The 12,749-nt window shown below is 61.8% G+C and carries 8 protein-coding genes; 4 read left to right on the forward strand and 4 right to left on the reverse strand.

Annotation, left to right across the window (positions count from 1 at the left end; translation table 11 throughout):
* Window positions 1-25: 25 nt before the first annotated feature.
* The 3 genes from B9Z52_RS05930 (at window position 26) to B9Z52_RS05940 (ending at window position 3,152) form a co-directional block, all read left to right on the forward strand.
* Window positions 26-1,114 carry an SPOR domain-containing protein gene (locus B9Z52_RS05930; protein ID WP_108412912.1) on the forward strand — a complete coding sequence of 363 codons (1,089 nt, stop codon included), beginning with the start codon at window positions 26-28 and terminating at the stop codon, window positions 1,112-1,114.
* Window positions 1,115-1,206: 92 nt separating this feature from the next.
* Window positions 1,207-2,001, forward strand: a complete 795-nt coding sequence (locus tag B9Z52_RS05935) for an HAD-IIB family hydrolase (RefSeq protein WP_108412913.1) — start codon at window positions 1,207-1,209, stop codon at window positions 1,999-2,001.
* Entirely contained in the window at window positions 1,998-3,152 is a 1,155-nt protein-coding gene (locus B9Z52_RS05940; protein WP_108412914.1) for a class I SAM-dependent methyltransferase, read from the forward strand. Before B9Z52_RS05935 ends, B9Z52_RS05940 begins: the two co-directional genes overlap by 4 nt.
* Window positions 3,153-3,280: 128 nt before the next feature.
* Here the strand turns inward: B9Z52_RS05940 and B9Z52_RS05945 are convergent, their stop codons facing one another.
* From B9Z52_RS05945 to B9Z52_RS05960, 4 genes are all read right to left on the reverse strand, one after another.
* A complete protein-coding gene (locus tag B9Z52_RS05945) occupies window positions 3,281-3,724 on the reverse strand; it encodes a transposase (protein ID WP_108412915.1) in 444 nt (147 codons plus the stop codon).
* 136 nt (window positions 3,725-3,860) lie between these two features.
* Window positions 3,861-10,010, reverse strand: a complete 6,150-nt coding sequence (gene uvrA / locus B9Z52_RS05950) for an excinuclease ABC subunit UvrA (RefSeq protein ID WP_108413010.1) — start codon at window positions 10,008-10,010, stop codon at window positions 3,861-3,863.
* A 201-nt stretch (window positions 10,011-10,211) separates the two neighbouring features.
* Window positions 10,212-10,400 carry a hypothetical protein gene (locus B9Z52_RS05955; RefSeq protein ID WP_108412916.1) on the reverse strand — a complete coding sequence of 63 codons (189 nt, stop codon included), beginning with the start codon at window positions 10,398-10,400 and terminating at the stop codon, window positions 10,212-10,214.
* Window positions 10,401-10,490: 90 nt separating this feature from the next.
* A complete protein-coding gene (locus B9Z52_RS05960; RefSeq protein ID WP_108412917.1) occupies window positions 10,491-12,251 on the reverse strand; it encodes an MFS transporter in 1,761 nt (586 codons plus the stop codon).
* A 225-nt stretch (window positions 12,252-12,476) separates the two neighbouring features.
* Between B9Z52_RS05960 and B9Z52_RS05965 the strand changes: the two genes are divergently transcribed.
* Window positions 12,477-12,749, forward strand: a complete 273-nt coding sequence (locus B9Z52_RS05965; protein WP_108412918.1) for a sodium/substrate symporter small subunit — start codon at window positions 12,477-12,479, stop codon at window positions 12,747-12,749.

Raw genomic sequence — 12,749 nt, forward strand, 5'->3', positions numbered from 1 at the left:
TTTGTAAACCCTACAATCGAATGCCATGAATCTTATGATGCCATCTCACGCAAGGGACACCTCCAGCATGAACACCCTCTGTTCACCGTCTGATCTGGCGCTCTCTCTGATGGGCGACATTCGGAATTTGATGCTCATCAGCCGAACTCACGCCAACTTGACGCAATTTTGCGAACGTATGGTGACGAGCATCCTGTCTATGGCACCAGAAACGGTGATCAACGAGTACAACGGCCGCGATTTTTTGCCCATGATCGGCCGACTGAATCAGGAAGTCGCTGCCCGGCTGCATGCGCACGAGCAAGCAAGGACGTCACCATCGGCGGTGCATATTTGGATCATCCACGATGCCGAGCGACTTTCGGCTGCGCAACAGTCGCTCATTTGTCGGCTCATGGAATCATTCCCGGCATTGCCTTTTCGGGTGATCTGGCTGAGCAGTCAGGCCCCTTCTGAATGGCAAAACCCTGATGGGTTTGATCGCATCGTCCTGGATCTGGACGCAGCAGTCCCCACGAACACCACACCACGGTCCGGCATGCCTTTTGACAAGCCGTTGAACATGGGCATCGCACTGGCGGGAACCGCGCTCTTGGGCTCATGGGTGTGGATGACTTCATTTGCCCCGTCCGCCGCCCCCACCCGCAACACCCCCAGTCCAGCAGCCAACGCGCCCGCACGAAATCAGGCCAGCGATGCCGCGACTTCCGTTGAAGTGAGCGCCCCTGTCAAAATAGCCGGACCATCGTCCGGGTCGACCCAAAACGAGCCGCGATCAACCTCCCAAGACGAGCTGCCGTTGCCTGCAATTGTCAGGGCAGGTGAACGCTGGCTCAAATCACTGCCTGCAGACAGTCATGTGGTTGAACACGGCGCGTTCAACACGCTGGAACAAGCCCAGAAGTTCCAGTCCAAACACAAAGAGCTCGACATGGCCCATGTCCTTGCAGTGCGCAAAACGCCAGAGGCTCTGAACTGGCAATACACCGTGGTCACCGGCCACTTCCGGTCCGAAGATCGCGCCAAAAGGTATGTATCGCGCCTGGACTGGCGCGCGAGCACGCGCATCCGCAACACCGACAAACTCAAGCCCCTGGCGGTCTCGTCGCCCTGAACGCATTCAGGCAAAATGGACCGGCGCTTCAGCAGCGCCATCCAATCAACCCGGGCCGGCCTCACACCGGGGCCTGACCTGAAGCTTTCAACATGCTGAAACTCGATTCACTGCCCACGCGCAGCCTGCGCCCCATCGGCGTTTTCACCGACATCGACGACACCCTGACCACCGAGGGCGCCATCACGCCCGATGCCCTGCAGGCCCTGGCCAATCTGAAAGCGGCAGGTCTTTGCGTGGTGCCGATCACTGGTCGGCCTGTGGGCTGGAGTGAGCCTTTTGTGAACCGCTGGCCCGTGGACGCCATCGTGGCCGAGAACGGCGCTGTGGGTTTGCTGCCCACCCCGGCGCATGGACTGCGCAAGATTTACCAGCAAAACGCCGCTACACGTGAGCGCAACTTTGCTCGCATGCAGGCTGTTGGCCAACGCGTGCTGCGCGAGGTGCCGGGCGCGCAACTGTCGCAAGACCATGCGGGCCGCGAAACCGACATCGCGATTGACCACAGCGAGTTCACGCACTTGTCGTCTGAGGCCATCGATGCGGTGGTGCGCATCATGCAAAGCGAAGGCATGACGGCCACCGTGAGCAGCATCCACATCAACGGCTGGTTTGGCGAACACAGCAAACTCTCGGGCGCGCGCTGGATCGTGCGCGCGCTGTGGGGCCGCGATCTGGACGCCGAGATCGGGCGCTGGGTTTATGTGGGAGACTCGACCAACGATCAGGTGATGTTCGAGCGCTTCCCGCACAGTGTGGGCGTGGCCAACATCCGGCGCTTTGAAGCGCAACTCATACACCCTCCCCGCTACATCACACCCAGTGAACGTGGCGCGGGCTTTGCCGAATTGGCACAACACCTGCTGAACGGCATGGCACACACATGAACATCCCCACCCTTTTGACCTGGTCTGAAAAAGACACCGAACGCTCGGCCCTGTGGCGCTCTGACCAAAACTTGCCCGCCCGCGTGGTGCTGGCCGACGACACCCTGACCGCCGATGCGGCTTACCGCTTGGCCTGCGAGGGCACGGGCTTGCTGTGGCGCGGCGACTTTCACAACGCCCGCCAACTGCTGCAAGCGATGGCACGCCGCATCGACAAACCACAAAAGGTCAAGCGCAAAAAAGCCGATGCAACCGCGCCGGTGCCCGGTGCGGCCTTTCACACCCACCGCCAGGCGCAAGCCCAGCGCACGCGTGTGCTGAGCCAGATCCTGATCGAGCTGAACGGCGACTACGGCATCACGCTGCGCCGCGCCCCCGACGCCAAACAAGCTTGCACGCAAGCCTTTGGTGCGGCCGACGGACAGACTTCGGTGATCTCGCTGCGCGCCTTGCAAGGCGTGATCGGCGCTTTTGAATGGCGCAAGAACGGCGTCGAAGTGCCCGCATTGGGCGAAGACCTGCGCATCCACCCGCATTACGGCGTGTTCTCGCCGGTGCGTGGCGAATATGTGGGCTTGGTGGCCAAGGCACCATTGCCTGCGGCCTTGAAAGAACACTCGGTGGCTTTTGACATTGGTGTGGGCACCGGCGTGCTGTCGGCCGTGCTGGCACGGCGTGGTGCAAGCCAAGTGGTGGCCACCGACATGGCCGAGCGTGCACTGGTCTGCGCCCGCGACAACCTGCAACGTCTGGGCCTGCAAAACCAGGTGCAGCTGCTGCAAGCCGATTTGTTTCCGCCTGGCCAAGCCGCGCTGGTGGTGTGCAACCCGCCGTGGCTGCCCGCACGCCCTACATCGGTTCTGGAGCAAGCGGTGTATGACGAAGGCAGCCAGATGCTCAAAGGTTTTCTGGGTGGCTTGAAAGCGCACCTGTGCGAAGGCGGCGAAGGCTGGCTGATCCTGTCGGACCTGGCCGAACTCCTGGGCCTGCGCACCCGCGAGGCCTTGCTGGGCTGGATTCAAGACGCCGGTCTGCAAGTGCTGGGCCGCACGGACGTGAAGCCGGTGCACGGCAAAGCCCAAGACGCCACCGACCCGCTGCATGCAGCGCGAGCGGCGGAGGTCACATCGCTGTGGCGTTTGGGTGTGTAATCGCCCAATGATTTGTGGGAGCCCCGCCCTCGGGGCGATGGCTTGAGGACTGCGAGCGCCCCATCGCGGCGGGGGCTCCGCTCCTACGGATGATTCTGTAGGAGCCCCGCCCTCGGGGCGATGGCTGGTCACAGCCAAATGGCATCCCAGTGCGGATATTCACCAACACGCTTGACCAAGCCGGCCCGCACAGGATTGGAAACCACATAGCGGGCCACCGCTGGTAAATCCTCTTCTTTGCGGACGGCATGGTCATGAAAACCCTTCTGCCAAAAAGGTATGCCAAGTTGGCGCGCAGTGATGGATTTGACACTCCCCATGCATCGGGACAAGTCAATGCCCTCACCCAACTGCATGAGCCAATGCAGGTGGTCGGGCATGACCACAAAAGCCAATGTGTCCGCTTGCCGCAAAAGGGCTGCTTGCTGCAAACACCGGATCAGGCAACGGGCCGCCTGGAAGTCGACAAAAACCGGCTGACGATCTGCAGTCACAGTGGTCAGCAGGTAAATTTGCCCCGCTTGCGTGTGGCGCCCCGTGCGCAAGCTGTGCGAGTGGGGTTGATCCGCCATCTTCGGGCCTCCTTACGGGAATTATCGCGGCGAGGGCGCCGCTCCCACAAGAGGCGAAATGCCTTTTGTGGGAGCCCCGCCCTCGGGGCGATGGCTTGAGGACTGCGAGCGCCCCATCGCGGCGGGGGCGCCGCTCCTACACGCGGGCGAGCACGGGGCCCAGGGCCTTGCCGGTGTGGGTGCCCAGGATGACCAAGGCCTCGGGCGTGGTGGCGGCCACGATGCGGCCGCCTGCGTTGCCGCCTTCGGGGCCCAGGTCAATCACCCAATCGGCTTCGGCGATCACGTCCAGATCGTGTTCGATCACGATCACGCTGTGGCCCGCGTTCACCAAACGGTGGAGCACACTGATGAGCTTGTCCACGTCGGCCATGTGCAGGCCCACGGTGGGTTCGTCCAGCACATAGAGCGTGTGCGGCACCTTGTTGCCGCGCTTGCCCACTTCGTCCCGCACCTTGGTGAGTTCGGTCACCAGCTTGATGCGCTGGGCCTCGCCACCGCTGAGCGTGGGTGAAGGCTGGCCCAGCGTGAGGTAGCCCAGGCCCACGTCTTTGAGCAACTGCAAAGGGTGCGCGATGCTGGGCATGGTGGCGAAGAATTCCACCGCTTCGTCCACTTCCATCTGCAGCACGTCGCCAATGCTTTTGCCACGCCAGGTGACGGCCAGGGTCTCGGGGCTGAAACGGGCGCCTCGGCAGGTTTCGCAGGGCACTTTCACATCGGGCAAAAAGCTCATCTCGATGGTGCGCAGGCCCTGCCCTTCGCAGCTGGGGCATCGGCCTTCGCCGGTGTTGAAGCTGAAGCGCCCTGCGGCGTAGCCTCGGGCTTTGGCCTCGAGTGTTTCGGCAAACAGTTTGCGGATGGTGTCCCAAAAGCCGATGTAGGTCGCGGGGCACGAGCGCGGCGTTTTGCCAATCGGGGTCTGATCCACTTCGAGCACGCGGTCAATCGTCTCAAAGCCTTGCACATCGGCGCAAGCGGACAAGGCCACACGTTGGCCTGCGTCTTGCGCGGTGCGACCTGCGAAGGTGGAACGCTGGCTGACCAGCGCCTGCACGTTGGCCAGCAAGACGTCACGGGCCAGCGTGGACTTACCGGAGCCACTGACGCCGGTGACGGCGACCAAGCGCTTGAGCGGCACTTGCACATCGACCTGGCGCAGGTTGTGCAGGTTGGCACCGGTCAGAGTGAGCCACTGGGGCGTGGGGTCTTCGGGCGTTGCATCCACGACGGGTGAGGCGGCTTTCTTTTTGCCCTTCACTTTGGCGGATGCCGTCGCAGTATCGACGGCGCTGGCGTTTGCGGCTTGAAAAGAATTGGGATCTGACCCCAATTGATTGGGCTCAGCACCCGCTGGTTCTGCGTGGGGCAATGGCGTGGGTGACGATTTTGGCGTACCCCCGCCGTATGAGGAGCCCACGGCATTGCCCCGCGCAGAAGCATCCACCACCGACCTGCGAGCTTGCATCGGATGCTTCATCGCGTGCAACAAGTAACGCCCGGTCTGCGAATCGGCAGCGGCGGTGATGTCAGCCACCGAACCTTCAGCCACCAGACGGCCACCGCGTTTGCCCGCACTCGGGCCGATATCGATGATGTGGTCGGCGCGGCGGATGGTGTCCTCGTCGTGCTCCACCACCACCAAGGTGTTGCCTTTGTCGCCCAGCTTGTGCAGGGCATTGAGCAAGATCTGGTTGTCACGCGCATGCAGGCCAATGGTGGGCTCGTCCAGCACATAGCACACGCCTTGCAGGTTGCTGCCCAGTTGCGCGGCCAGACGGATGCGTTGCGCCTCACCACCGGACAAGGTAGGCGCCCCCCGGTCGAGCGTGAGGTAGCCCAGGCCCACTTCTTCCAAAAATTCCAAGCGGCTCTTGATTTCGGGCACCAGGTCGCGGGCGATGTCGGCATCGCGGCCCACGAGCTGCAATTGCTCAACCCACAGCCGCACATCGCTGACCGACAGGCTGGCGATGTCGGTGATGCGCCAGGCCTGGCCATTGGCCGCGCTCAAGCGCACAGCGCGGGCCGTGGCGTTCAGGCGCGTGCCTTCGCATGTGGGGCAGGCCACATCGGCCAGGTCTTCGATCTCGGGCTCGGCAAAGGTTTGTTCGCGGCCCTTTTCTTTGTCGTCGCGCACCGAGTCGTCGAACACTTTGCGCTCGTCCTTGCTGAGCTTGACACCCGTGCCCACGCAGTCGGGGCACCAGCCGTGTTTGCTGTTGTACGAGAACAAGCGCGGGTCGAGTTCGGCATACGACGTGTCACACGCCGGGCAGGCGCGCAGCGTCGAGAACACGCGGTGCTGGCCGATGCGGGCAGTGGGCTCGCCATTGAACATGGCTTCGCGCAAGTCGCCCAAATCGCTCAGCACATGCATCACGCCCTTGCCATGCTCGAGGGCCGTGGTCAACGCTTTGCGCAGCGCCGTTTCTTGCGAGGGCAACACATCCAGACTGGCCACCGGCAATTCGATGTTGTGCTCCTTGAAACGGTCAATGCGCGGGAAGCCCGTGGTGGGTAAAAACTCGCCATCCACCCGCAGGTGTGTGTAGCCACGTGGGCGCGCCCAGTCGGCCAACTCGGTGTAAACGCCCTTGCGGTTGACCACCAGCGGTGCCAGCAGCCCGATGTGCTGGCCCTTGAACTGGGTCATCAGCTGCGCGGCAATGCTGTCGGGCGTTTGCGGCTGCACCGGCGTGTCGTCGTGCACGCAATGCTGGATGCCCAGCTTGACGTACAAGAGCCGCAAGAAGTGCCAAACCTCGGTGGTGGTGCCCACGGTGGATTTGCGGCCACCGCGCGAGAGGCGCTGCTCGATCGCCACGGTGGGCGGTATGCCGTACACCGCATCGACCTCGGGGCGGCCTGCGGGCTGCACGATACTGCGCGCGTAGGCGTTCAGGCTTTCCAAGTAGCGGCGCTGGCCTTCGTTGAACAGGATGTCAAACGCCAACGTGGATTTGCCCGAGCCGCTGACGCCAGTGACCACGTTGAATTGGCCGCGTGGGATGTTGACGCTCAGGTTTTTGAGGTTGTGCTCTTTGGCGTTGACGATCTGGATGTTGTTGTTCAACACAGGGGCACGCCGAGCTGCTGGGGCAACTGAGCTAACACCAGGCCTGCCTCGAACTTTCGACAGCGAAGCTGTGGTGTCAGAGGGTGACGATTTTGGCGTACCCCCGCCGTATGAGGAGCCCTCTGACACCGCAGCCTCGCCCCCATAGACACTCAAACGCTCAGACACCACCCCCACCTCACCCATGGACTCCGCGTACTCAAGCAGCGCCAAGCCGGTGTGCGAGCTGGCGTGTTGCCGCACGTCTTCAGGCGTGCCCTGGGCCACGATCAAGCCTCCGGCATAGCCGCCTTCAGGCCCCAGGTCGATCAGCCAATCGCTGGCGCGGATCACATCCAGGTTGTGCTCGATGACGATGAGCGAATGCCCCGCTTCGAGCAGCTTGCGCAAAGCGCGCATGAGCTTGGCGATGTCGTCAAAGTGCAGGCCGGTGGTCGGCTCATCAAACAAAAACAACGTGCCCTTGCGCGCCAGACTCTGGCGGCTTTTGGAAGCGCTTTTGGCGGCTTCAGCCAAAAAGCCCGCAAGCTTGAGGCGCTGCGCCTCGCCGCCCGACAGGGTGGGCACGGGCTGGCCCAGGCGCACGTATTCCAGGCCCACGTCCACGATGGGTTGCAGGGCGCGGATCACGTCGCGGTCTTGTGCGAACAAGGCAGCGGCTTCGCTCACGGTGAGGTCCAGGATGTCGGCCACATTCAGCAGGCGGGGCTGGCCACCGATGGCCTGGCGCTCGATGGTGATCTCCAGAATTTCGGGGCGGTAGCGTTTGCCATCGCAATCGGGGCAGCGCAGGTACACATCGCTCAAGAACTGCATCTCGACGTGCTCAAACCCCGAGCCGCCGCAGGTGGGGCAACGGCCGTCGCCGCTGTTGAAGCTGAACTTGCTGGCGGTGTAGCCACGCTGGCGCGACGGGGGCGCGGTGGCAAAGATTTCGCGGATCGCGTCCCACGCGCCCACATAGCTCACCGGGTTGGAGCGGGCCGTCTTGCCGATCGGTGATTGGTCGACAAACACCACATCACTCAGGTGGTCGGCGCCCAGCAGGCGGTCGTGTGCGCCAGGGGTTTCGGTGGCTTTGCCAAAGTGGCGCATGAGTGCTGGGGCCAACACGTCCTGGATCAAACTCGACTTGCCCGAGCCACTGACGCCGGTGATGGTGACCAGACGCTGCAGCGGAAAATCCACGCTGATGTTTTGCAGGTTGTGCTCGCGTGCGCCTTCCAAAATCAAACGCGGTGTGCTGTCGGTCACCATGCGCTTGAAGCCCAGGCCCACTTGCTTGCGGCCGCCCAAATAGGCGCCCGTCAGGGTATCGGCGTTGCGCAGGTCGGCGGTGCTGCCGTCGAACACGATCTGGCCGCCGCGCTCGCCAGGCCCGGGGCCCATGTCGATCATGCGGTCAGCGGCCAGCATCACGGCCGGGTCGTGCTCGACCACCACCAAGGTGTTGCCCGCATCGCGCAGGCGGTGCATGGCCTGGGTGATGCGGTTCATGTCACGCGGGTGCAGGCCGATGCTGGGCTCGTCCAGCACGAACAAGGTGTTGACCAGGCTGGTGCCCAAAGCGGTGGTCAGGTTGATGCGCTGCACCTCGCCGCCGCTGAGCGTGCGGCTTTGGCGGTCGAGTGTGAGGTAGCCAATGCCCACGTCGCACAGGTATTTGAGGCGGGTGGTGATTTCTTCGAGCAGCAATTTGAGGGCTTGCGCTTCGGCGTCTTGCGAGGCCTCGGCCACGGCCGTGGCGCTCATGCGGTCAAAGAAGCGGCGCAGCTGGTCGATCGGCATGATCATCATGTCGTGCAGGCTCAGGCCCGGCAGGGCTTCGAGCTGGGCACGTGTCCACTTCACGCCTGCGGGCATGAAGCGCTGGGCCAGTGGCAGCACGGCGTTGGCATCGTCAGCAGAGCCCATGCGCCAGAGCAGGCTCTCGGTCTTCAGGCGTGCGCCGTTGCAGGTCGGGCATTCGGTGTAGCTGCGGTACTTGGACAAGAGCACGCGGATGTGCATCTTGTAGGCCTTGCTCTCCAGGTATTCAAAGAAGCGCTTGATGCCGTACCACTGCTGGTTCCACTTGCCTTTCCACAAGGGCGAACCGTGGATGACCCAGTGCTTGTGTTCCTCAGACAACTGCGCCCAGGCGGTGTCGCGCGGGATGCCTTCGGTCTCGGCATGGCGCATCAGGTCGTCCTGGCACTCTTTCCAAGCGGGGGTCTGGATGGTCTTGATGGCCCCAGCGCGCAAGGTGAGTTTGTCATTGGGGATGACCAAACCGTAGTCCACCCCGATCACGCGGCCAAAGCCCCGGCAGGTCTCGCAGGCGCCCACGGCCGAGTTGAACGAGAACATCGACGGGATCGGGTCTGTGTAGCGCTGGTCGCTGTCGGGGCAATGCAGGCCGGTGGAAAAGCGCCAAATGATCGGCCCCATGTCATCACGAAGAACGACATCACGTGACGGTTCAAGACTGGATTGCCGCGCTTCGCTCGCCATGACAGGCAAATCCACGTACACATTGAGGCGGCCACTGCCGCGCTTCAAGGCGACTTCGATGGCCTCGATCACGCGGATCTTTTCAGCGCTGCCCAAGCGGAAGCGGTCAGCCACCACATCCAGCACCTTGCGCGGGCCGGTGGGGGTGGCCACTTCGCGTTCGGCCTGCACCTTGGTGAAGCCGCTGGCCGAGAGCCATTGCTCGACCTGTTCGGCGCTGGTGTTGGCCGGCAGCTCGACTGGGAAGGTCAGGTACAAGCGCGGGTCTTGCGCCTGGGCGGCGCGCAGCGCCAGCTCGGCATACACCGTTTCGGGCGTGTCGTGGCGCACAGGCTGCGCCGTCTCTTTGTCGAACAACTGGCCCAGCCGCGCAAACGAGAGCTTGAGGTGGTCGTTCAACTCGGTCATGGTGCCCACGGTGGAGCGCGAGCTGCGCACAGGGTTGGTCTGGTCGATCGCAATGGCCGGGGGCACGCCTTCGACCTTGTCGACTGCCGGTTTGTCCATGCGGTCCAGGAACTGCCGGGCGTAAGCGCTGAAGGTCTCCACATAGCGGCGCTGGCCTTCGGCATACAGCGTGTCAAACACCAGGCTCGACTTGCCCGAGCCGCTGGGGCCGGTGACCACCGTCAACTCACCGGTGCGGATGTCCAGATCGATGTTCTTGAGGTTGTGCTGGCGGGCGCCACGGATGCGGATGAGACCTTGGGACATGGCTTGGCTTTTTGGGGTGGAGGCCAAGCATTCTAGGGCGCGGACCGTGACAATTCAGGCGCCCAAAAGAAAAGCCACGCTGGTGCGTGGCTTTGTGCTGGTCGCCCCACACAGGGGCGTTCAAGCGTTGGGTGGACCATCACAGGCCCTATCGCCCACGGGGTGGGCTCCTGCGGAACGCAGCAGGCCGCTGTGGATGGCTTACTTGGCAGCGCTGGCGTCTGCAGCAGGCGCAGCAGCAGGCACCGATGCGTCGGCCTTGGCGGGCTCACTGTGCACAGCGTCAGCGCCGTGCTTTTCACCACTCATGTCCAGGCTATCACCGCCCTTGCTGATCACATACAAAGCCAAAGCGGCAAAGATCACGAATCCAACTGCAATTTTCCACATAGTCATCACTCCAGAAATGAAAAAGGCCCTCCGCAGAGGGAAGGCCTTGAATTTAGCACCCGAGTGACCTCGGCTTGCTTACAGCGACGTTCAGTCGTTGGCGTAGATGTCCACGTCTTTGGTTTCTTTGACGAACAAGCCGCCGATCACCACCGTCGCACCCGCGATGATGATGGGGTACCACAGACCGTTGTACATGTCACCGGTCTGAGCCACGATGGCAAAGGCGGTGGTGGGCAGCAAGCCGCCGAACCAGCCGTTACCGATGTGGTAGGGCAAGGACATGGAGGTGTAACGGATGCGGGTGGGGAACATCTCGACCAGCATGGCCGCGATAGGACCGTACACCATGGTCACCAGGATCACCAAGTAGGTGAGGATGGCGATGACGCTGACTTTGTCAAACTTGGCCATGTCGGCTTTGGCAGGGTAGTTAGCGGCCTTGAGGGCAGCACCCAGGTTGGCGCCCAACAGGGTTGCACCAGCGGTCTTCTCGTTGCCCAGGTCCTTCACGGACTTGGTGGCAGCTTCGATGGCCTTGGCATCCTTGGGTTCAGCCGCATTCAGGGCAGCCAGCTTTTCCTCGGCCTTGGCCTTGGCAGCAGCGACGTCTTCAGCCGAGTACTTGACTTGCACGGTGGTCGCGCCAACTTTGATGAGGGCAGGCGTACCGGCTGCAGCCACTTCGTTGACATAACTCACCGAAGCGTTGGCCAGGCGTTGCTTGGCGATGTCGCAAGAAGAAGTGAACTTCTTGGTGCCGGTGGGGTTGAACTGGAACGAGCACTCGGCTGGATCGGCAATCACCACCACTTGCGAGGCAGCTTGTGCAGCGGCCAGGTCTGGGTTAGCAGCCTTGGTCAATGCCTTGAACACTGGGAAGTAAGTCACCACAGCCAGCAAGCAACCAGCCAAGATGATCGGCTTGCGACCAATCTTGTCCGACAACGAGCCGAAGACGATGAAAAACGGTGTACCAATGATCAGGGACACAGCCACCATGATGTTGGCGGTAGCGCCGTCCACTTTCAACGCTTGGGTCAAGAAGAACAAAGCGTAGAACTGACCGGAGTACCAGACCACGGCCTGACCAGCGGTCAAACCGACCAAGGCCAAGATCACGATCTTCAGGTTTTTCCACTGGCCGAAAGCTTCGGTCAGAGGTGCTTTGGAGGTCTTGCCTTCGGCCTTCATTTTCACGAAAGCAGGCGACTCGTTCATGCTCAAACGGATGTAGACCGAAACAGCCAACAACAGGATCGAGACGATGAAAGGAACGCGCCAGCCCCACTCGGCGAAGGCGTCTTCACCGATGGCGATGCGTGTGCCCAAGATCACCATCAGCGACAGGAACAGGCCCAGTGTTGCAGTGGTCTGGATCCAGGCGGTGTAGGCACCGCGCTTGCCAGCAGGTGCGTGCTCGGCCACATAAGTGGCGGCACCACCGTACTCGCCACCCAGTGCCAAGCCTTGCAACAAGCGCAGACCGATCAGGATGACGGGAGCGGCAACGCCAATGCTGGCGTAGTTGGGCAAGATACCGACGATGAAAGTCGATGCGCCCATGATCAAGATGGTCACCAGGAAGGTGTACTTGCGGCCGATCATGTCACCCAGACGGCCGAACACCAGCGCGCCGAAAGGACGCACGATGAAACCGGCAGCAAAAGCCAACAGCGCGAAGATGAAGGCGGAGCCTTCGTCCAGACCGCTGAAGAATTGCTTGGCGATGATGGCGGCGAGCGATCCATACAGGTAGAAGTCATACCATTCAAAAACGGTACCCAGAGAAGAGGCAAAAATCACCTTCTTCTCTTCCGCCGACATCGGGCGGTTTGCTGTTGTAGCCATAGAGCTGTCTCCAAAAAAGAGTCTCCAAAAGGGAAACTTCAGGCGATTCTTGGCGTGTGCACTTTCCGTCTTCTGACAACTTGCCAACATGGGCTTACAACCCGAGTGCAAACCCTTTGATTTCATTTCTTATCGTGAAATATGACGGCTTTTCGCGGGTAATCCCTAGTGATCTTTCCCTTCATAATCTTCATCACTTGAGCCTCCAACCAGCCCCATTTACCCGTGAACCCCACCCGCGCCCGTGTTTTGCGCCAAAGAATTCGCTACACCACAGGGGTGTTGCTGGCCATTTGGCTGGTGGTAGGTTTTGCCTGGGTGCCGTTTGCACGCCATCTGAACTTCAGCTTCTTCACCCTGAAGTTCAACTTCTGGATGGCCGCGCAAGGCAGCGTGCTGGTGTTTTTGCTGTTGACCGTCGTGAACGCCTGGTTGGTCAACCGCTGGGAAAAAGAATTGCAGGCACCGGACCCTGCGCCCGAAGCCTCCACCGACTGA

Origin of the sequence: Limnohabitans sp. Jir72, assembly GCF_003063575.1 — a bacterium.
In the GTDB taxonomy this organism is placed as follows: Bacteria; Pseudomonadota; Gammaproteobacteria; order Burkholderiales; family Burkholderiaceae_C; genus Limnohabitans_A.

Excerpts from the sequence above, each read along its gene's own strand:
- B9Z52_RS05930 (WP_108412912.1), top strand. The coding sequence starts at position 26 with ATGAATCTTATGATGCCATCTCACGCAAGGGACACCTCCAGCATGAAC.
- B9Z52_RS05935 (WP_108412913.1), top strand. The coding sequence starts at position 1,207 with ATGCTGAAACTCGATTCACTGCCCACGCGCAGCCTGCGCCCCATCGGC.
- B9Z52_RS05940 (WP_108412914.1), top strand. The coding sequence starts at position 1,998 with ATGAACATCCCCACCCTTTTGACCTGGTCTGAAAAAGACACCGAACGC.
- B9Z52_RS05945 (WP_108412915.1), bottom strand. The coding sequence starts at position 3,724 with ATGGCGGATCAACCCCACTCGCACAGCTTGCGCACGGGGCGCCACACG.
- uvrA (WP_108413010.1), bottom strand. The coding sequence starts at position 10,010 with ATGTCCCAAGGTCTCATCCGCATCCGTGGCGCCCGCCAGCACAACCTC.
- B9Z52_RS05955 (WP_108412916.1), bottom strand. The coding sequence starts at position 10,400 with ATGTGGAAAATTGCAGTTGGATTCGTGATCTTTGCCGCTTTGGCTTTG.
- B9Z52_RS05960 (WP_108412917.1), bottom strand. The coding sequence starts at position 12,251 with ATGGCTACAACAGCAAACCGCCCGATGTCGGCGGAAGAGAAGAAGGTG.